We start from the raw sequence: 17491 nt of genomic DNA on the forward strand, positions 1-17491 counted from the left end.
CGCATGCCGATCGACGAGACCCTCGCCCACTACTCCGATCTGAGCTTCGAAACCGCCTTCGTTGTCTATCTTCTGGCGTTGATGTTGTTCGTCGCCGAGTTCGCGGCCGTGCGGGTACGCCGCACCGCGCCCGTCCTCGTCTCTGCCGCCACCACCTCCGCCGCCGCCTCGCCGGAAGTGCCGGGCCGGGTCGTCGAGCCGGTTCGGCGGCAGTGGTCGGACCGGCTCGGCCGCATGGGTGTCAGCGTGATCGTGGTGGCGTTGATCCTGCACCTCGGTTCGATGGTCCTGCGCGGGCTGGCCACTGCGCGTTTCCCGTGGGGCAACATGTACGAGTTCGTCACCGTCACCTGCGCGGTGGGGGTACTGGCCGGTCTGATCGTGCTGCGCCGTCCGGGGCTGCGCGTGCTGTGGGCCTTCGCTCTGATCCCGGTGCTGCTGCTGTTGTTCGTCGCCGGCACCGTGCTCTACGCCGACGCCGCCCCGGTGGTGCCGGCGCTGCAGTCCTTCTGGCTGCCGATTCACGTCTCGGTCGTGTCCGTCTCGAGCGGAGTGTTTCTTGTCTCCGGGGTGGCCAGCACCTTGTTTCTGCTGGCGTTGAGCGCTGAGAAGCGTCCTCACACCCGGCTGGCGCGATTCATGCAACGGCTCCCGGACGCCCGTGCCCTCGACCGGCTCGCCTATCGGACGACGATCTTCGCGTTCCCGTTGTTCGGGGCCGGGGTCGTCCTCGGCGCGATCTGGGCCGAAGCTGCGTGGGGCCGGTTCTGGGGATGGGATCCGAAAGAGACCGTCTCGTTCATCGCGTGGGTGATCTACGCCGCGTATCTGCACGCTCGGGCCACCGCCGGCTGGCGGGAAACCCGGGCGGCCTGGATCAACATCGTCGGCTTTGTGGCCATGCTGTTCAACTTGTTCATCATCAACATGGTCGTCTCCGGTCTGCACTCCTACGCCGGACTGAACTGAGCCCTCCCGGTACAGGGACATGGAGGGCGGGGCCTGCGCGTGCGTGGGCTACGTCGGGCTCCGCGCGGTCTGTGGACTTTGATCCCTCAGTGGCGGCCTTCTGTAGCTACTCCATGGCGGCGGCGTACTAAGCGGGTGTCCTGTGGCGAGGGCTAGAGCGGGTCGGCGGCTCACATGTGAGCGGTGGGGTTTGCGTCAGTCTTGTCAGAGGCCGAATGCTCCGCCGCTGATCAGGATGAAAGCACCCAGGCCGATCAGGACAATCGGGAACAGTATGTGTTCCCAGCGCTCCAGGATTTCGGCGATAGGCCGACGGGTGGCGACGAACTTGGCCAGGCCCACCAGTCCCGCCACCAGCACCAAGAACACGATGCAGTAGGCGACCACGGCTCCCGGGCCCACGTTGAGAAAGACGGGGACGTAGACGCCGATATTGTCCCCGCCGTTGGCGAAGGTCACGCCGGCTACGGTCCACACGGCGACGTTCTTGCCCTCGATCTTTGCGTCGTCGTCATCATCATCGTCCCCGCGCCAGGCCTGCCACGCGGCCCACAGTCCCAGGCCCAATGGGATCAGCCCGAAGTAGGGGATGACCTCCGGAGGCAGGAAGGCTCCCGCGCCCAGGGAGACGAGCACAGCGGCGCCGAGGATCCCGACGAATCCCAGATACTGGCCGACCAGGATGCGTGCGGTGGTTCCGCGTTGGCCCGCGCCGCGGGCGAAGAACAGCGAGAGGACGATGATGTCGTCGATGTTGGTGGCGATGAAAAGACCGATCGCCTGCAGGGCCGAGGACAGGATCACGCCTGCACCTTCGTGGCGTCACAGCCCGGCACTGAGCAAGCCGGGTCCAAGCAGGGGGCGTTCTCATTGACCGCGAGGGTGACCTCGACCAAGGAGGACAGCGACCGCGCCAAGTGCGGATCGGCGATCTCATACCGAGTCTGGCGGCCTTCGGGCACGGCCACGGCGATCCCGCAGTCGCGCAGGCACGCCAGATGGTTCGACACGTTCGAACGGGTCAACTCCAAATCCCGGGCCAGCTCCGCCGGGAAGGCCGGCCGCTCCAGCAAGGTCAGCAGTATTCGCGACCGCGTTGGATCGGCCATCGCCCGCCCCAACCGGTTCATCACATCCATACGAGAAGCGGTAGTCAGCATCTACTGAACTATACAGTAGATGCTGAACTCACCGAGAGGCCTTAAAACCTATCGATTTTCGACACCATCGACCGAGAACTCATTGTGATCTTCCCGCCTTAATGGCACGACTTTGCGAGCGGACTGACCGGGCGCCCGAAGTCCATCGGGTATCCGGGAGTCAATTGCGTCACGTTAAGGGCAGACAGGCCATCGACTATCCACACGAGACTCGTAGATGCCAAGCAGGTGATCATTGCTGGCGTGGCAAGCCGGCACCACGGGCGGTGGGCCTCCCGACAGTTTTGGCCCGGACAGTCTTCGATCGATCCGTACCTTCGAAAGCGGTGCCCTACCCTTGAGAAACTAGCGTGGCCGTAATCAGGAAGAACCGCCGCCGAATTTCCGAGGGGCATCAGTTCTTTGCTGTGCCCGCTCTGAGGGAGTCGATGGCGGCCTGCAACGCAGTGGTGGCGTCGTCGGCGACCTCCGCGAGTCCCGGCTGGTCGGCGACCTGCACCATCATCTGCGGGCTCATTGCGTCGACCACGACCGTATTCGGATCGTTCGGGTCGGTGCGGACCACGACGTTGCAGGGGAGCAGGAGCCCGATCTGCCGATCGACCGTCACTGCGCGATGCGCCAGCGGCGGATTGCAGGCGCCGAGGATGACGTAGTCCTCCATGTCCTCGCCGAGTTTCGCCTTCAAGGTGGCCTTCATGTCGATCTCGGTGAGCACTCCGAACCCCTGCTCGGACAGGGCCTTGCGGGTGCGCTCGACGGCGTCGTTGAACGAGGTGTGCAGAGTGGTCGACAGTGCGAGTGCCATGGGATGTTCTGCCTTTCTCGTGGGAGGGCCCTGATCAGGCCAGGGTGAGGAAGAGTTTTTCGAGTTCGGCCTCGGTCATGGGTTCCTTGCCGTCCTGCGGTGTGTCGGTCAGGCATTCCTTCAGGCCGGTCGCGACGATCTTGAATCCGGCGCGGTCCAGTGCGCGTGACACGGCGGCGAGTTGGGTGACAACGTCCTTGCAGTCGCGGCCCTGCTCGATCATCGAGATCACTCCGGCGAGCTGGCCTTGGGCGCGGCGCAACCGGTTGAGTACCAAAGCGATGCTGTCTTCGTCGCCGACCATGGGGACGTCCTTTCCTAGTCTTCACATCAGCGTACCCCCGGGGGTATCCGGACAGGGTATGAGGTGTGCGACCGCCGTCGCCCCGACCAACCACGATTGTGCCATTCCCGGTGTGCGGGTATTCGGCATCGAGGGTGCGGGACAGTTCGAGACCGCCGGTGACGTAGTCGTTGTGGATGTGTGTTTCGAGTACATGGGTGATGCGCACCCCGTGTTCGGCCGCCAGTTTCAGCACACGGTCAAGATCGCGTTGCGTGACGACGACTGCACCGACGTCGCCAGCGCTGATCAGGTAGGTAGCTACGGTCGCCGAGGCCGGAGGCTTCGATGATCGACGGATCCGATCAGCAAAGCGCGTTCGGGTACCAGACGTCCCACGGCGCTGCCGGCGAACATGCCGGCCAGTCGCCACTCGATCTGACGCCCGGATTCTCGGTATCGCACCCACCGCCGAGGCCACGCCGACGACGGGTCCGTGTCAAGTTTCGTAGCCGATCTGTTTGTGGATTCAGGCCGCGGTAGCCATCTGAGCGTTGTGGTCGGCTCGGGCTTCTGCGGGAGTGCGGTAGCCGAGGGTGGATGGAGCCGCTGTCGGTTGTGAAGCACCTCGATGTACTGCCTCACCTTGAACCTCGCCCGCATCCCCGGGCGGCGAAGATCAACTGGGCGCCCGGAACATGGCCTTGGATGTTCTCGTAGTCTTCGCGGACGTCTTGCACCGGCGCTCCGGACTCCCCCGCCTGGATCAAAGCGACCGTGTCGAGTTCGTGCATGGTGATTCCTTGGATCGGGTCTGTCGAAGAGGGCGACTTGCGGTGCCCGGAGGGTAGGTCGATTGCTTCCGATTCTTCCTGTCAGCCCGCCGCCACGGAGGCGCGACGGCGCCCTCCGAGTCGTTGCAGCGGGCAGTGCCCCCTTCGGCTGCAGGCATAGGTGACGCCGGCGGCAACCACCGTGAGTGCTGCTGCGGCGACCCCAACCCCGGGGTGGATCTCCTGCGCGAGGATGACCGAAGACATGATCAGCACGAACCAACCGAAGCTCTTGCGCAGGGTGTCCGGATCGACGAGCGGAGTCAGACGACCGCCGATCAGGCTGCCCACGACGGCAGCGCCGGTGACCATCGCCGCCAGGCGCCAGTCGATCTGCACGGTGGACAGGTAACCGCCGAGGCCGGCGAAGGACTTCATGGCGATCACGATCAGTGACGTGCCGACGGCAATCGGCATGGGCAGCCCGCCGAGCAATGCCAGGGCGGGCACGACGAGGAAGCCCCCACCGGCACCGACGAGTCCGGTGACCAGGCCGACGATCACACCGTCGAGGAGGATCTTGCCGACGGGCATCGCATGGTCGCCGTCGTCGCCGGCTGCCTTGTTCCTACGGCCGCGGAGCATGGCGCTCGCGGTGGCGATCATCATCACGGCGAAGCCGAGCAGCAGGACGGTGCCGGGGATGAAGCGTGAGAGCAGGCCACCACCGTAGGCGCCGACCATGCCGGCCAGTCCGAACAGAAGTCCGGTACGCCACTGCACGCGGCCGGCTCGGGCGTGGGAGATCGCGCCGACCGCACTGGTGACACCCACGACCAGCAGCGAGGTGGCAATCGCCTCTTTGGCGTCCATGCCTGCGACGTAAGCCAGAAGTGGGACGGTGAGGATCGAGCCCCCACCACCGAGCAACCCGAGGGTGACACCGACCAGGACTGCCAGCGCCACGGTCAACGCGATCATGATCAGTTCCTCCCGGCGCGTTCGGTGTTCGGCTGGACCAGCTGTGCGACGATGCTCTGGGCGCCGCACGAGGCGCCGCGGTTGTAGGGCAGCTTGGACAGCAGCATGCCCATCGCGCAGGTGTTCGACAGTGCAGCGAAGGTCAGCCCGCCACCGATTCCGGCGGCAAGCCACTTGAGCTTCGGCACGGCGAGGCTGCCGAGAACCGAGCTCAGCACGAGCGAGCCGGCGACGAGCCGGACCTGACGTTCGAGATCCCAGCGTTCGGCACCGCGATTGAGGGGAAGGCCGGCCGATTCCCAGGCGAGCATGCCGCCGTCGAGGATGTGGAGGTTGAACAATCCCGCGTCGCGCAAGGTCTGTTCGGCCTGACCGGCGCGCTGTCCGGAGCGGCAGACCAGCACGACGTTCTCGTCGAAATGGGCGCAGAACTCGTCGCGATGCTCGCGCAGCAGGTCCAGGGGGACGTTGTAGGCACCGGGGATATGCACGGACTCGAATTCGCCCGGAGTCCGGACGTCGATGATGCGCACGTTCTTGCCGGACTCGATCGACTCGTGCAAGGAATTCGGATCGGCGGTGACGGCAGGAGACTCGGTCATGGGTGGCCTTTCGATTGGGGAAATCGGGGCGGCTTACGAAGGTGCCCCCGGGGGTATCGTCGACTATCGTACATATACCCCTAGGGGTATAAGAAAAGGAGCACTGTCACCCAACGTCAGGCGAGGTGGGAACAACTTCTCGGGGTGCGCTTCAGCGAGACGGCCAGCGCATGCGGTGTCCCGCCCGCCGAAGACGCATCGGCGGAGCTGATCCGAGATGACCTTGAAGCTGGCGCGATGCAGCACACGTGATGCCGCGGCGAGTTGGATGACGACCTCACAGAACTCGTGGCCGGCGTCGAAGCATCGGGGTCACCGCGGTGCGCCGGCCTTGCGCTCGACACAGACGCCGACGCTCCCGGCTTCGGCATGTTCCCTCGACAACTTCCCGCTCGATCACATGCGCGAAACACACTCCCTCTCATACCCCCAGGGGTACTTGACATACCCCATGGGGTATATGCCACGATGTCTACATCCCCGGAACACCACCCAGATCCCAGCAACGGAGGAAGCCATGATTCTCGAGCAGTACTACATCGAGTGCCTCTCCCACGCGTCCTACCTCATCGGCGACGAGAGCACCGGCACGGCGATCGTGGTCGACCCACGCCGCGACATCACCGAATACCTCTCCGATGCAGCGAAGTACGGACTGACCATCGAAGGGGTGATCAACACCCACTTCCACGCCGACTTCGTCTCCGGACACCTCGAGCTGGTCGAGGCCACCGGCGCGTGGATCGGATTCGGGGAGGCCGCCGAGACCGACTACCCGATCCGCCGCCTACGCGAGGGCGAGAAGCTGCCCCTCGGCGAGGTGGAGCTCGAAATCCTGTCCACACCGGGCCACACCTGGGAATCGATCTCGGTGCTGGTGCGCGAACATCCCGGCGACGTCCCGACCGCGGTTCTCACCGGCGACTCGCTGTTCATCGGCGACGTCGGCCGTCCGGACCTGGTCAACCTCGGAGACGGCTCGACCAGCGATCTGGCGCGAGCGATGTATCACACCGTGCACGAGAAGCTGCTGACGCTGCCCGATCAGGTCGTCGTCATGCCCGCTCACGGTGCCGGTTCGTCGTGCGGGAAGAACTTGTCGACGGAACTGACCTCGACCATCGGGGAACAGCGCGTCACCAACTCGTCCGTGCAGCCGATGAGCGAGGACGCCTTCGTTGCCCTGGTCACCGAGGGTCAACCGGCGGCCCCGTCGTACTTCTCGGTCGATGCGGCCATGAACAAGCGGATGCATCCGCTTCTGGTACAGGACCGCACGATTCCCGAGTTGAGCCCGGAACAGGTCAAGGCCGAGCTCGCCGCCGGTACGCGCGTTCTCGATGCGCGTAGTGTCGACGATTTCGCTGCCGGACATCTACGCGATTCGGTCAATGTCGGGTTCGACGGTCGCTTCGCAGAGACCGGTGGCATGGTTGCCGAGGTCGGTGAGAAGATCGTGCTGATCACCTATCCCGGTGAGGAGCAGGACGCCGCGGTGCGTCTGGCTCGAATCGGATCCGACGGCGCGGCAGGCTATCTGAACCTCGATCGGGGTGGGGTCTTCCCTGCGGAGCTGGCCGATCTGGTCGAGACCGCAGCCAGGACGACGGTTGAAGAGCTCGACCGGTTGCTCGCCGCCGATGCCGTCGCCCTCGTCGACATCCGCAATCCCGGTGAGCGCGAATTCGGGGTCATCCCGGACGCGGTGCCGATCCCGTTGGCGCAGTTGCGGGCCCGTCTGGACCAGGTTCCGGCCGGCAAACCGATCGTGGTGCACTGTGCCGGTGGATGGCGTTCGAGCGTCGCGGCTTCGCTACTGCGCGCCCAGGGCTTCGAGAACGTCACGGATCTGCTCGGCGGCTACAACATGTGGGCCGAATCCCACGTCCCCGCCTGATCATTCCGGCCTCGCGACAGGGGCGGAAAACATCGCGACGAACAACCTCACGATGGCAGACTTCGGATCCACCATTGTGGGCAACGGCATCGTGCTCGTGGACTTCCGGGCATCGTGGTGCTGCCCGTGCCGCGCCTTCACCCAGGTCTTCGACAAGTCGTCACAGGCGCACCTCGAGATCGTGCATGCCAAGGTCGACACCGAAGCCGAACAGCAGCTCGCCGCCATGGCGAACATACACTCGATTTCGACGATCATGGCCTTCCGAGAGGGTGGGCTCGTCCACTCACAGTCCGGCGCGTTGCCGGCGCCGGCTCTCGGGGCCCTGATCACCCGGATCGAGGCCCTCGACCTGGCCGAGATCCATACGAAGGTTGCCGAACAACGCGCAGCCTCCCACTTCTGACCCTTGTGGGTCCGTAACGAACCCTCATCGAGGATGTCTCCCATGTGTTACCCCGTCGACTGCACGAACTGCGGAAAGACCGGATGGGGCGGATGCGGACAGCATGTCGACGCCGTCATGCGTTCCGTGCCCGCCGCCGATCGCTGCACCTGCGGTCAGGACACCGTCCCGGCCCGAGTCGAGCGTCGAAGCGTGCGTTCACTCTTCCGTCGCTGACCTCGGTCGTAACGGGACCATGATCGACGGCGTCACCACCACCGCTGCCATCGCGCACCGACCGACACCGTCGAGCACAGCATCCGTAAACCGTCGCGGTGATAGAGGGGTCCGTGCGCTGCTCGACCGAGCCGCCGTCACCGACCGCAGCGCGATGTTCAGGTCTCTGCTCTCTTCGCGTCCTGCCGGTGAGCACCCGAGGGGCTCGGGCGACGGCACCCGGGCTCGGGTCGGTTTTCGAAGCGTTCACGCCCGCGGCGGCCGGCGGCGGTGTTGCTGCGCGCCCGGTCGCCGAAGAACCCCCACCAACTACTAAGTTAGGTAGTTTTTCCAGGCCGAGTCGTATATCGTTTCGTTACATTGTCCGTCACGACAACGACAGATCTACACCAAAACCGCTTGTCAGGAGCATTACTGTGGGACGGCACCACGCCACCAATCCGCACCGAAACCGTGACCTTCCCGAGATGTCGCCGGAGTTCGCGCGAGATTCACTCGGCAGCGGGGGACGACATCGGGCCCCGGCGAAGCGCACCGCCACCGCGACCTGCGCCTCGACGGTCGCCACCGGCGCATTGCTGATCGTGGGATCACAGCTCCTCGCTCCCGGCACCGCCGCCGCGTCGACATCCGACGGCGTGCAGACCGCAGTTCCGGCCCCGTTGCCGCCCGAACTCGCCGCGATTACCGCGATTCCGGAGGTCGAGGCAGTGCTCGATCAGCTCGCCGCGATTCCGGACGTGCCCGCGGTGGCACCCCCTGCCCCGGTTGTTCCGGCCCCGCCCTCGGCCGCGGCGGCGCCGGCAAGCCAGGCACCCTGGGCAGCGCCGAGGCCGCAGCCTCTCGCGGTCGCCCCAGTCTCGGGCACGTTGACCTCCGCGTTCGGCCCCCGGTGGGGGTCGTCGCACGCCGGTCTGGACATCGCCAACACCATCGGTACCCCGGTCTACGCTGCCGCATCGGGCACCGTGATCGACTCCGGTCCGGCGTCCGGGTTCGGCCTGTGGGTCCAGGTCCGGCACGAGGACGGGTCCACCAGCACCTACGGTCACATCAACGAAACGCTGGTCGAGGTGGGACAGCGCGTGCAGGCCGGCCAGCAGATCGCCACCGTCGGCAATCGAGGTCAGTCCACCGGACCGCACCTGCACTTCGAGACCACCGATCCGGGCGGTGCGAAGGTCAATCCGACCCAATGGTTGCAGCAGCGAGGTGTCCCGGCGACGGATCTGTCGCGGGTGTGATCGTCGCCGGTTCGGCAGTAACGAGGTGACCCGGCATGACCCCCATAAATACTATGATTCATAGTATTTATGGGGGTGTGCCCCATCGGTGCCGAGGAAGGCTCTCGCGGTGAACAGTTCAGACAAACCGACGTCCCCGGCGTCCCACACACGCAGGGGACCGCTCACACTGACCGATTCACGCCGGGCGCCGTGGCCGATGATCGGCGCTGCCGCGGTGATCGTGGCCCTGATCGGAGTCATCGCGTCCACCCTCGCTCCGAAGGTCGCCGACCGCGCCGAGGCCCAGCAGTACGTGCCCAGTGCCGACAATCCCGATCCGTCCACTGCGATCGACGGGGTGGAGAAGATCGAGTACCCGGCCGGAACCCACGTGCAGGCACCCCAGCGGGTGGCCTACGACCAGAGCCCCCCGATGGGAGGCCCGCACGATCAGTACTGGGCGACCTGTACCGGCACGATCTATCCCGAGCCGATCCGCAGCGAGAACGCGGTGCATTCGCTCGAACACGGCGCGGTGTGGATTACGTACGACCCGCAGCAGGTCGCCGGAGACGAGGTGCCGACGTTGCAGGCCTTGGTCGAGGGCCAGCCATACACCCTGCTCTCGCCCTACCCCGGTCTGTCGTCCGCGATCTCGGTGCAGTCGTGGGGTCACCGCCTCGCGCTCGACGACTCCGAAGACGATCGACTCGACCAGTTCATCACCGCCTTGCGTCGAAACCCCAACACCCACCCGGAGGCAGGTGCCACCTGTTCCACCACACCGGGCAGTTTCGATCCGAGCTCACCGCCGCCGTTCGATGCCTCCCCGCCGGGACCGGACGCCGTCCCCATGGCAGTCGGCGGGCAACCTGCCCCCACCGCACCGGCGGTGGGCTCGAACCTGCAGCCCCGCAATGGCTGAGCCCGCGAGGACTGAGACCGCGAGGACTGAGACCGACGAGAGCGCCGTCCCTGTCGCTCCTGCCCCCGGTGGACGGGTCGGGCTCGGCCGCATGCTCGCGGTGGCGGTGTTCGCGCTCGTCGTCGGTCTCTATCTGGGCATCAGCGCCAGCGGACTGGGATCCGGTCATTCCGAGCCGCCCGCACAGGATTCGGTGGACGTGGGTTTCGCCCAGGACATGTCGGTGCACCACAGCCAGGCTGTGGAAATGTCGGCGATGGCCCTGACCAATGCCACCGACCCGGCGGTGCGCACCCTCGCCTACGACGTGATCACCACCCAGCAGAGCCAGTGGGGCACGATGCAGGGCTGGTTGGCCATGTGGGACCGACCGCTGCAGACTCCCGGCACACCGATGACCTGGATGGACAGCACCGAAGGCGGCCCCGGGACGATGCCGACCATGGCCGAGCACGCGGGAACGTCCGGATCATCGATGCCCGGGATGGCCACCACCTCCGAACTCGACGCACTCCGGCGCGCCACCGGTCCCGCCTTCGACACCCTGTACCTGCAACTGCTGCTCCGGCACCATCAAGGCGGCCTGCCGATGGCGCGCTACGCCGCGGTCAACGCGTCCGAACACGTGGTCACCACGCTCGCACAACAGATCGCGGATACTCAGGAAGCCGAATCGACGACGATGCAGCAGCTGCTCACGGTCCGAGGCGCCGCACCTCTACCGATGAAGTGACCGGTGAACCCGCCATCAGCCCGGACGGCCTCGTCCCGGATCAGCTCCGAGGAGTGCTCATGAAACAGTCGTCGACGATGCGTCTGCCCCGTCTGATGTTCCTCTACACCGGGGCCCGCCTGGCCCTCGTGGCCGGCTGCGCCGCTGCCGCCGTGGCCGGTGTCCGCATTCTCGGGCTCGACGTGTCGCTGACATGGGTGCTCATCGTCGGCGTACTCACCGGCATGGCCGTGTCGTTGGTGGCTCTGCGCCGGATGCGCACACGCATCAACGATGAGATTCGCCTCGTCGATGGCCAGCGGAAATACCGGTCGGCGCCGCCGCGGCCCTGATCCGGATCGTCGGCAGCGACGCCGTCACGGCCACACCGTCAGGTAGATCAACACCAGATTGAGCGCCGTGATCGTGCCGACAATCATCCAGGCCACCGTGGTGGTGAGCCGATGGTTGACCGCGGTACCCATCAGCGCCCGATCACTGGTCAGACGCACCAACGGAATCAACGCGAACGGAATACCGAACGACAGCACCACCTGCGAGAGCACCAGCGCCCGGGTCGGGTCCGTCCCGAGTGCGACCACCACCAACGCCGGCACCAGGGTGATCAGACGACGCGCCAGCAGCGGGATCCGTCTGCGCAGCAGCCCGTCCATGATCAACGCCCCCGCATAGGCCCCCACCGAGGTCGACGCGAACCCGGAGGCCAACAGCCCCAGGGCGAACAGCAGCGCCACGGTCGGGCCGAGTTCCTGACCCAGTGCCGTGTGCGCCCCGTCGATCGAATCGACCCCTTCTCGCCCGCGCAACGTCGTCGCGGCCATGAGCAGCATGGCCAGATTCACCGTTCCCGCCACCACCATGGCCAATCCGACATCCCAGCGCGTGACCCGCAGCAGCAGGGTTCGTCGTGGACCGGGTTCGGGATGCCCATGACGGTCCCGGGCAAGGCCCGAGTGCAGGTAGACCGCATGCGGCATCACGGTCGCACCGAGCATGGCCGCGGCCAGCAGGACCGATTCGGCGCCGTCGAAGCGTGGCACGAGTCCGTCGACGACAGCGTGGGCGGGGGGTGGGGCGACGAAGATGCTGGTGACGAAGCCGATTGCGATGACCGCCAACAGGCCGGTGATCACCCGTTCGAATCCGCGCTGACCGCGTGTGTCCTGTACCAGCAGCAGGATTAGCGAGACCGCCCCGGTGATCAGCGCTCCGACCAGTAGCGGGAGATCGAAGAGCAGATTCAGGGCAATGGCGCCGCCGATGACCTCGGCCAGGTCGGTGGCCATGGCGACCAGCTCCGCCTGCCCCCAGTACGCCAAGCGCACCGGCCGAGGCATGCGTTCACGCAGCGCCTCGGGCAACGACCTGCCGGTGACCAGACCCAGTTTGGCGGACAGGTATTGCACCAACGCGGCCATGACATTGGCCGCCACGACCACCCACACCAGCAGGTAGCCGAACTGGGCACCGGCGCTGACGTTGGAGGCGACGAATGCCGGTCCGAGAAGTGTCCAGCGGCGCCATCGCTGCGTGCGCCCGAGGTCGTGCGTCAGCGTCATCCACCGCCTCCTAAGGTTCCCCTGAATTAAAAGTCAGGGGAACCGAAATTACAAGGCGTCGCGCACGTGGGTCGGGACGGAGCGAGAAGGCCGGCGGTGTACAGCCCGTTCCGCCGGTCTGCGTGTCAGCTCTTGCGGGAGGCGCGTACCACTGCCCAGGTGCCGCCAGCGATGACCAGCACTCCCAGCGCGGCGAAGATCAGCAGGAGTGGCACCGAGGAGCTCGAGGACTCCGCGTCTGCGGACTCGGCCTGCGCCTCGGGGGTCTCGGGTGCGGCTGCGGCCGACGTGGCATCAGACGAGGCCGTCGGAGCATCGGGGGCCGGGGTCTGCCCGGCCGCTGCAGTGACGGTGAAGGCGTAGGAGCCGGTGATGGGATGGCCGTCGGCGGAGATGACCCGGTAACCGACGGTGTAGCCCCCTGCGGCCAGGGGCTCGGGGATCGACAGCCGCACCCGGTCTCCGTCGACGATCGACTCGGAGCTTCCGCGTTGCGTACCTTCACCGTCGGTGAGGGTCACCGTGGCGAACGCGGTATTGATGGTCTGGTTGAACTGCAGCTCGATTTCCTCTGGGGAACCTGCCACCGCGGCGTCGGCTGCGGGGGTGGAGCCGATCAACGTGCTGTGCGCTTGTGCGGGCGTGACGCCGAGGAGCAGCACTGCTGCGGCGGCGGCGAAGATCGTGACGAGTTTCTTCATGGGTGCATACTTTCTCGGCCTCCCTGGCACCGGTATGACGTCCGGGGCGGTGGCCTGTCGATAGAACGCGAAGGGCGCTGACCGGGCTCTACCCTAGCCCATCTACTATGTAGCGTAGTTTTACGGTGGGTCGGTGACACTGCCGGCTCGCTCCCGGTACCCGAGACGGACGAAACATGAAACTGACGCCCAATATGAAAGTCTCCGCGGCACTGGTGGCCGTGTTCGTGGTGGTGCTGGCGGTGGTGCTCTACGCCAATCGCGCCGAATCGAACGGACAAGACGGGCAGGAGTCGTCCGGTGCTGCCGCGACACCGGTGTGGACAACGGACATCCGCACCTTGTCCACCGCCCCCGACGACAAGGTTCAGCTGGTCGAATTCCTCGATTTCGAGTGCGAGTCCTGCAGAGCGTTGTACCCGGTGATGGAGCGGATCCGCAGCGAGTACGCCGGACGGATCGACATCGGCATCCGCTATTTCCCCATTCCCAGCCACACCAACAGCCATCTGGCGGCCCGGGTCGTCGAGGCCGCGGCTCGGCAGGGCCGTCTCGAGCCGATGTACCAGCGTATGTATGAAACGCAGGCGCAGTGGGGCGAGTCGAGCCAGTCTCAGGCAGCAGTGTTCTGGGGTTTTGCCGAACAGCTGGGGTTGGATATGGCCGCATTCGAGCGTGACGTCAACGATCCCGCTGTCAGCGCGCGCGTGGACCAAGATTTCGACGACGGTCTCGCCCTCGGTGTGCAGGGCACGCCCACGCTGTTCCTCAATGACGTCGAGCTGCCGACCATGCCCAGCTACGAACTGCTCAAGGCCAGGATCGACACGGCGTTGGCAGAGTGAGCGTCCCGGCGGGTTCGGCGACGGTCGCCGGCGAGACGTCGGGGCGGGCACTCGGCCGCAAAGGGGTGGGCTGGATTCTCGGTGTCTGCGGCACTGCGGGTCTGATCGCTTCGCTGGTGCTCACCATCGAGAAGTTCGCTGTGCTGGCCGATCCGACGTATCGGCCCTCGTGCAGCATCAATCCGGTCATCAGTTGCGGGTCGATCATGACCTCGTGGCAAGCGGAATTGTTCGGCTTTCCCAATCCGCTGCTGGGGCTGATGGGTTTCGCGGTTGTGCTCACCACTGCCGCCGTAGTCCTGGCCGGAGCCAGCTTGCCCCGATGGTATTGGAACGGCCTGTTCACCGGCCTGAGTGCTGCGGTCGTCTTCGTGCACTGGCTGGCATTCCAGAGTCTCTTCCGGATCGGGGCGTTGTGTCCGTACTGCATGGTGGTGTGGCTGGTGACTGCGCTCGCCTGGTGGTACTGCCTGCTGTACCTCGAGGCGGTGCACACGACCCGGCCGTCGCGGACATGGCAGCTGCTGCACCGTCACCATTCGGTGCTACCGACGGTGTGGGTGTTGACCGTGCTCGCCTTCGTCGTCGAAGCCTTCTGGTCGTACTGGCAGACCCTGATCTGACACGGGCCGCACAAGGTCAGCCACGGCTCTGTTGTCCCTGCCATGACCTCGACCTTTGCGCATCGTCGCACCGACCGCGTCGCCCGCCCGTGAGATGCGCGGTGACCATGTCGATGTTCTGCGGCCGGTCGAGAGTCGAACCCTATGGATATCTCACCCGGACGGCGAAATATCCCTGACGCACCTCACACTCCTCTCGGATTCAGGGATGGTCCGGGCAGCGCCCGGCCGCGCCAGCTCAAGTCCGCCTACAACGAGCGGTTCCGGCCGCCGTACGGGCCTGTCTCGGGCGGATCCAGCCCGATCCGTCCGAGACAGGGCCCCGCAGCCCGGCCGGGTATCCCACTGCAGTGACCTCGATCGCTATCCGGGATCGACGAGCACCTGCGCCTGCGGCTCGTCGCACCACAGCTGCGTGATGAATGCGCAATACGACTGTGCGGTAGCCGACCAATTTTCGGTTGCCGAGGTCATCCCCCATCCCTCGCCGATCACTGCAGCCGAGATCAGGACCGCCCGATTGGCCAGAGCGGCAGCCGGGCTGCCGTAGTCGGCGACGGTCCCGGCCACATCGGCCGCCACATCGAAGACCTCGTCGGGCACGGCAGGGGCCGCCTGGGCGCCGTACCCACAGGGAGGCGTGCTGGCATGGAGGTGCCGGTTCACCTGTCCCAGAACCTGTTCCAACGCGCGCACATGCCGACGCAGTTTGCTCGGCTTGCCGATGTGGGCGGCTGTGACGGTCGGCAGGCGACGCAGCCGCTGAGGATCCGGAAGTCCGGCATGCTCGAGCATCAACGCGGTCAGGTCCCTGATGACCCAGTCGGCCAATGCCGCGGTGGCCCGGTCTGTTGCCGGCACAGTCACCACCGGCATGTTGGTCTTCAACAGTGTTTTCCGATCTTTCGGCGCCGAGACGGCGAACGACTATTCTTTCGGGTCGGTAGGTGTCGAGGTGTCGCTGTGTGTCGATGGCTCGCCGGAGCTCTGCAGCTCGGCGGGATCACGATCGACGATCGTGGTGCTCTTGGGGGCACCGCTGAATCCCACGTGCGCCTCGTCTCGCATGCGTTTGACCATGTGCGGGTAGTGCAGCTCGAACGCAGGTCGTTCGGAGCGGATCGGCGGTAGTTCGGTGAAGTTGTGGCGCGGCGGCGGGCAGGTGGTGGCCCATTCGAGCGAGTTGCCGTAGCCCCACGGGTCGTCGACGGTCACGATCCGGCCGTAGCGGTAGCTCTTGAAGACGTTCCACATGAACGGCAACACCGAGGCGCCCAGGACGAAGGAGCCGATGGTCGAGATCACGTTCAAGGTGGTGAACCCGTCGGTGGGCAGATAGTCGGCGTACCGGCGGGGCATGCCCTCGTTGCCGAGCCAGTGCTGCACCAGGAATGTGGCGTGGAAGCCGATGAAGGTCAACCAGAAGTGCCACTTGCCGAGGCGCTCGTCCATCATCCGGCCCGTCATCTTCGGGAACCAGAAGTAGACGCCGGCGTAGGTCGCGAACACCACGGTGCCGAACACCACGTAGTGGAAGTGCGCCACCACGAAGTATGAGTCGTGCAGCTGGAAGTCCATCGGCGGGCTCGCGAGGATGACGCCGGACAGACCGCCGAACAGGAAGGTGATCAAGAACCCGACGGAAAACAGCATGGGCGTCTCGAATGTCAGCTGGCCTCGCCACATGGTGCCGATCCAGTTGAAGAATTTCACGCCGGTGGGGATGGCGATCAGGAAGGTCATGAACGAGAAGAACGGCAGCAGTACTGCGCCGGTGGCGTACATGTGGTGCGCCCACACCGCGATCGACAGCGCGGCAATGCCCAAGGTGGCATAGACCAGACCGGTGTAGCCGAAGATCGGTTTGCGGGAGAACACCGGGAAGATCTCGGAGACGATACCGAAGAACGGCAGCGCGATGATGTAGACCTCGGGGTGGCCGAAGAACCAGAACATGTGCTGCCAGAGCAACACACCGCCGGTGGCGGGATCGAAGATGTACCCGCCGAGCATTCGGTCGTACAGCAAGCCCATCAGCGCCGCGGTCAGCAGCGGGAAGGCGAGCAGGATCAGGATCGAGGTGATGAAGATGTTCCAGGTGAAGATCGACATCCGGAACATCGTCATCCCCGGGGCACGCATGCACACGACGGTGGTGATGAAGTTGACCGCGCCCAAGATGGTGCCCAGACCGGACACGACCAGACCCACGACCCACAGGTTGGCGCCCATCCCCGGCGAATGCAGTTCCGAGCTCAACGGCGCGTAGGCCGTCCACCCGAAGTCGGCGGCCCCGCCCGGGGTGAGGAAACCGCTGACGGCGATGAGGGAACCGAACAGATACAGCCAGTAGCTGAAGGCATTCAAGCGGGGAAAGGCGACATCGGGTGCCCCGATCTGCAGCGGCAGGATGTAGTTGGCGAAACCGAACACCACCGGGGTGGCATACATCAGCAACATGATCGTGCCGTGCATGGTGAACAGCTGGTTGTACTGCTCGTTCGACAGGAACTGCAGACCGGGTACGGCGAGCTCGCTGCGCATGAACAGCGCCATCAGTCCGCCGGCCCCGAAGAACGCGAACGAGGTCACCAGATACATCAGACCCAGAACCTTCGGGTCTGTCGTGGTGATCATCTTGTAGAGGAAGGCGCCCTTGGGTCTGCGCCGCGCCGGCATCGGACGGGTGGCGGCAGGTAAGGGTGGTGGGGCGAGAGCGGTCATGAGGTGCTGTCCGATCCGGTTTTTGCGCGTGCGCACAACGATGAGACGTCACGAGCGTAC

20 protein-coding genes and 1 pseudogene are annotated in these 17491 nt (G+C 65.5%); 9 read left to right on the forward strand and 12 right to left on the reverse strand.

The window, feature by feature from the left end:
- Positions 1-3 precede the first annotated feature (3 nt).
- Complete coding sequence (ccsB, locus tag ACSYG9_RS28165; protein ID WP_440127914.1) at positions 4-969, forward strand: c-type cytochrome biogenesis protein CcsB; 966 nt, start codon at positions 4-6, stop codon at positions 967-969.
- A gap of 204 nt (positions 970-1173) precedes the next feature.
- Here the strand turns inward: ccsB and ACSYG9_RS28170 are convergent, their stop codons facing one another.
- The 8 genes and pseudogenes from ACSYG9_RS28170 to ACSYG9_RS28205 form a co-directional block, all read right to left on the reverse strand.
- Positions 1174-1773: a cadmium resistance transporter gene (locus tag ACSYG9_RS28170; protein ID WP_440127913.1), complete on the reverse strand. Its 600-nt coding sequence runs from the start codon at positions 1771-1773 to the stop codon at positions 1174-1176.
- A complete protein-coding gene (gene cmtR / locus ACSYG9_RS28175) occupies positions 1770-2129 on the reverse strand; it encodes a Cd(II)/Pb(II)-sensing metalloregulatory transcriptional regulator CmtR (RefSeq protein WP_440127912.1) in 360 nt (119 codons plus the stop codon). Before cmtR ends, ACSYG9_RS28170 begins: the two co-directional genes overlap by 4 nt.
- A gap of 394 nt (positions 2130-2523) precedes the next feature.
- A complete protein-coding gene (locus ACSYG9_RS28180) occupies positions 2524-2937 on the reverse strand; it encodes a DUF302 domain-containing protein (protein ID WP_440127911.1) in 414 nt (137 codons plus the stop codon).
- A 34-nt stretch (positions 2938-2971) separates the two neighbouring features.
- On the reverse strand, positions 2972-3241 hold the full coding sequence (locus ACSYG9_RS28185; RefSeq protein ID WP_378563647.1) for a metal-sensitive transcriptional regulator: 270 nt from the start codon (positions 3239-3241) through the stop codon (positions 2972-2974).
- 118 nt (positions 3242-3359) lie between these two features.
- Positions 3360-3573 (reverse strand): annotated as a pseudogene (locus ACSYG9_RS28190) (MBL fold metallo-hydrolase); the annotation flags it as partial.
- Between the two features lie 288 nt (positions 3574-3861).
- Entirely contained in the window at positions 3862-4014 is a 153-nt protein-coding gene (locus ACSYG9_RS28195; RefSeq protein ID WP_440127910.1) for a hypothetical protein, read from the reverse strand.
- 81 nt (positions 4015-4095) lie between these two features.
- A complete protein-coding gene (locus ACSYG9_RS28200) occupies positions 4096-4974 on the reverse strand; it encodes a TSUP family transporter (RefSeq protein ID WP_440127909.1) in 879 nt (292 codons plus the stop codon).
- A 2-nt stretch (positions 4975-4976) separates the two neighbouring features.
- Positions 4977-5576, reverse strand: a complete 600-nt coding sequence (locus ACSYG9_RS28205; RefSeq protein WP_440127908.1) for a rhodanese-like domain-containing protein — start codon at positions 5574-5576, stop codon at positions 4977-4979.
- A 517-nt stretch (positions 5577-6093) separates the two neighbouring features.
- Here ACSYG9_RS28205 and ACSYG9_RS28210 point away from each other — a divergent pair.
- The 6 genes from ACSYG9_RS28210 to ACSYG9_RS28235 all read left to right on the forward strand — a co-directional run bounded on the left by ACSYG9_RS28210 (position 6094) and on the right by ACSYG9_RS28235 (position 11311).
- Positions 6094-7473, forward strand: coding sequence for an MBL fold metallo-hydrolase (locus tag ACSYG9_RS28210; protein ID WP_440127907.1), 1380 nt, complete (start codon positions 6094-6096; stop codon positions 7471-7473).
- 31 nt (positions 7474-7504) lie between these two features.
- Complete coding sequence (locus tag ACSYG9_RS28215; RefSeq protein WP_454843085.1) at positions 7505-7879, forward strand: thioredoxin family protein; 375 nt, start codon at positions 7505-7507, stop codon at positions 7877-7879.
- Positions 7880-8511: 632 nt separating this feature from the next.
- Positions 8512-9339, forward strand: coding sequence for a peptidoglycan DD-metalloendopeptidase family protein (locus tag ACSYG9_RS28220; RefSeq protein WP_440127906.1), 828 nt, complete (start codon positions 8512-8514; stop codon positions 9337-9339).
- Between the two features lie 199 nt (positions 9340-9538).
- Entirely contained in the window at positions 9539-10246 is a 708-nt protein-coding gene (locus ACSYG9_RS28225; protein WP_440127922.1) for a DUF3105 domain-containing protein, read from the forward strand.
- The gene (locus tag ACSYG9_RS28230) at positions 10239-10979 is read left to right on the forward strand and encodes a DUF305 domain-containing protein (protein ID WP_440127905.1); all 741 of its coding nucleotides are present in this window, start codon (positions 10239-10241) and stop codon (positions 10977-10979) included. The genes ACSYG9_RS28225 and ACSYG9_RS28230 overlap by 8 nt, the downstream gene beginning before the upstream one ends.
- 59 nt (positions 10980-11038) lie before the next feature.
- A complete protein-coding gene (locus ACSYG9_RS28235; RefSeq protein WP_440127904.1) occupies positions 11039-11311 on the forward strand; it encodes a DUF4229 domain-containing protein in 273 nt (90 codons plus the stop codon).
- Positions 11312-11335: 24 nt separating this feature from the next.
- On the opposite strand, the gene ACSYG9_RS28240 is transcribed toward ACSYG9_RS28235, so the two are convergent.
- Together ACSYG9_RS28240 and ACSYG9_RS28245 are read right to left on the reverse strand one after the other, a co-directional pair.
- Positions 11336-12538, reverse strand: a complete 1203-nt coding sequence (locus tag ACSYG9_RS28240) for an Nramp family divalent metal transporter (RefSeq protein WP_454843080.1) — start codon at positions 12536-12538, stop codon at positions 11336-11338.
- 125 nt (positions 12539-12663) lie between these two features.
- Positions 12664-13239, reverse strand: a complete 576-nt coding sequence (locus tag ACSYG9_RS28245; protein WP_440127902.1) for a copper resistance protein CopC — start codon at positions 13237-13239, stop codon at positions 12664-12666.
- A 176-nt stretch (positions 13240-13415) separates the two neighbouring features.
- On the opposite strand from ACSYG9_RS28245, the gene ACSYG9_RS28250 reads away from it, so the two are divergent.
- Positions 13416-14084 carry a thioredoxin domain-containing protein gene (locus tag ACSYG9_RS28250; protein WP_440127901.1) on the forward strand — a complete coding sequence of 223 codons (669 nt, stop codon included), beginning with the start codon at positions 13416-13418 and terminating at the stop codon, positions 14082-14084.
- The gene (locus ACSYG9_RS28255; protein ID WP_440127900.1) at positions 14081-14707 is read left to right on the forward strand and encodes a vitamin K epoxide reductase family protein; all 627 of its coding nucleotides are present in this window, start codon (positions 14081-14083) and stop codon (positions 14705-14707) included. The genes ACSYG9_RS28250 and ACSYG9_RS28255 overlap by 4 nt, the downstream gene beginning before the upstream one ends.
- Before the next feature lie 363 nt (positions 14708-15070).
- Here the strand turns inward: ACSYG9_RS28255 and ACSYG9_RS28260 are convergent, their stop codons facing one another.
- Positions 15071-15583 carry a hypothetical protein gene (locus ACSYG9_RS28260; RefSeq protein WP_378564054.1) on the reverse strand — a complete coding sequence of 171 codons (513 nt, stop codon included), beginning with the start codon at positions 15581-15583 and terminating at the stop codon, positions 15071-15073.
- A gap of 51 nt (positions 15584-15634) precedes the next feature.
- Positions 15635-17431, reverse strand: coding sequence for an aa3-type cytochrome oxidase subunit I (ctaD, locus tag ACSYG9_RS28265; protein ID WP_440127899.1), 1797 nt, complete (start codon positions 17429-17431; stop codon positions 15635-15637).
- Positions 17432-17491 lie beyond the last annotated feature (60 nt).

The sequence above is a fragment of the Rhodococcus sp. SJ-2 genome, from assembly GCF_053750035.1.

Excerpts from the sequence above, each read along its gene's own strand:
- ACSYG9_RS28195 (WP_440127910.1), bottom strand. The coding sequence starts at position 4,014 with ATGCACGAACTCGACACGGTCGCTTTGATCCAGGCGGGGGAGTCCGGA.
- ACSYG9_RS28200 (WP_440127909.1), bottom strand. The coding sequence starts at position 4,974 with ATGATCGCGTTGACCGTGGCGCTGGCAGTCCTGGTCGGTGTCACCCTC.
- ACSYG9_RS28225 (WP_440127922.1), top strand. The coding sequence starts at position 9,539 with ATGATCGGCGCTGCCGCGGTGATCGTGGCCCTGATCGGAGTCATCGCG.
- ACSYG9_RS28250 (WP_440127901.1), top strand. The coding sequence starts at position 13,416 with ATGAAACTGACGCCCAATATGAAAGTCTCCGCGGCACTGGTGGCCGTG.
- ctaD (WP_440127899.1), bottom strand. The coding sequence starts at position 17,431 with ATGACCGCTCTCGCCCCACCACCCTTACCTGCCGCCACCCGTCCGATG.
- ACSYG9_RS28245 (WP_440127902.1), bottom strand. The coding sequence starts at position 13,239 with ATGAAGAAACTCGTCACGATCTTCGCCGCCGCCGCAGCAGTGCTGCTC.
- ACSYG9_RS28185 (WP_378563647.1), bottom strand. The coding sequence starts at position 3,241 with ATGGTCGGCGACGAAGACAGCATCGCTTTGGTACTCAACCGGTTGCGC.
- ACSYG9_RS28210 (WP_440127907.1), top strand. The coding sequence starts at position 6,094 with ATGATTCTCGAGCAGTACTACATCGAGTGCCTCTCCCACGCGTCCTAC.
- ccsB (WP_440127914.1), top strand. The coding sequence starts at position 4 with ATGCCGATCGACGAGACCCTCGCCCACTACTCCGATCTGAGCTTCGAA.
- ACSYG9_RS28230 (WP_440127905.1), top strand. The coding sequence starts at position 10,239 with ATGGCTGAGCCCGCGAGGACTGAGACCGCGAGGACTGAGACCGACGAG.
- ACSYG9_RS28235 (WP_440127904.1), top strand. The coding sequence starts at position 11,039 with ATGAAACAGTCGTCGACGATGCGTCTGCCCCGTCTGATGTTCCTCTAC.
- ACSYG9_RS28260 (WP_378564054.1), bottom strand. The coding sequence starts at position 15,583 with ATGCCGGTGGTGACTGTGCCGGCAACAGACCGGGCCACCGCGGCATTG.
- ACSYG9_RS28240 (WP_454843080.1), bottom strand. The coding sequence starts at position 12,538 with ATGACGCTGACGCACGACCTCGGGCGCACGCAGCGATGGCGCCGCTGG.
- cmtR (WP_440127912.1), bottom strand. The coding sequence starts at position 2,129 with ATGCTGACTACCGCTTCTCGTATGGATGTGATGAACCGGTTGGGGCGG.
- ACSYG9_RS28180 (WP_440127911.1), bottom strand. The coding sequence starts at position 2,937 with ATGGCACTCGCACTGTCGACCACTCTGCACACCTCGTTCAACGACGCC.
- ACSYG9_RS28205 (WP_440127908.1), bottom strand. The coding sequence starts at position 5,576 with ATGACCGAGTCTCCTGCCGTCACCGCCGATCCGAATTCCTTGCACGAG.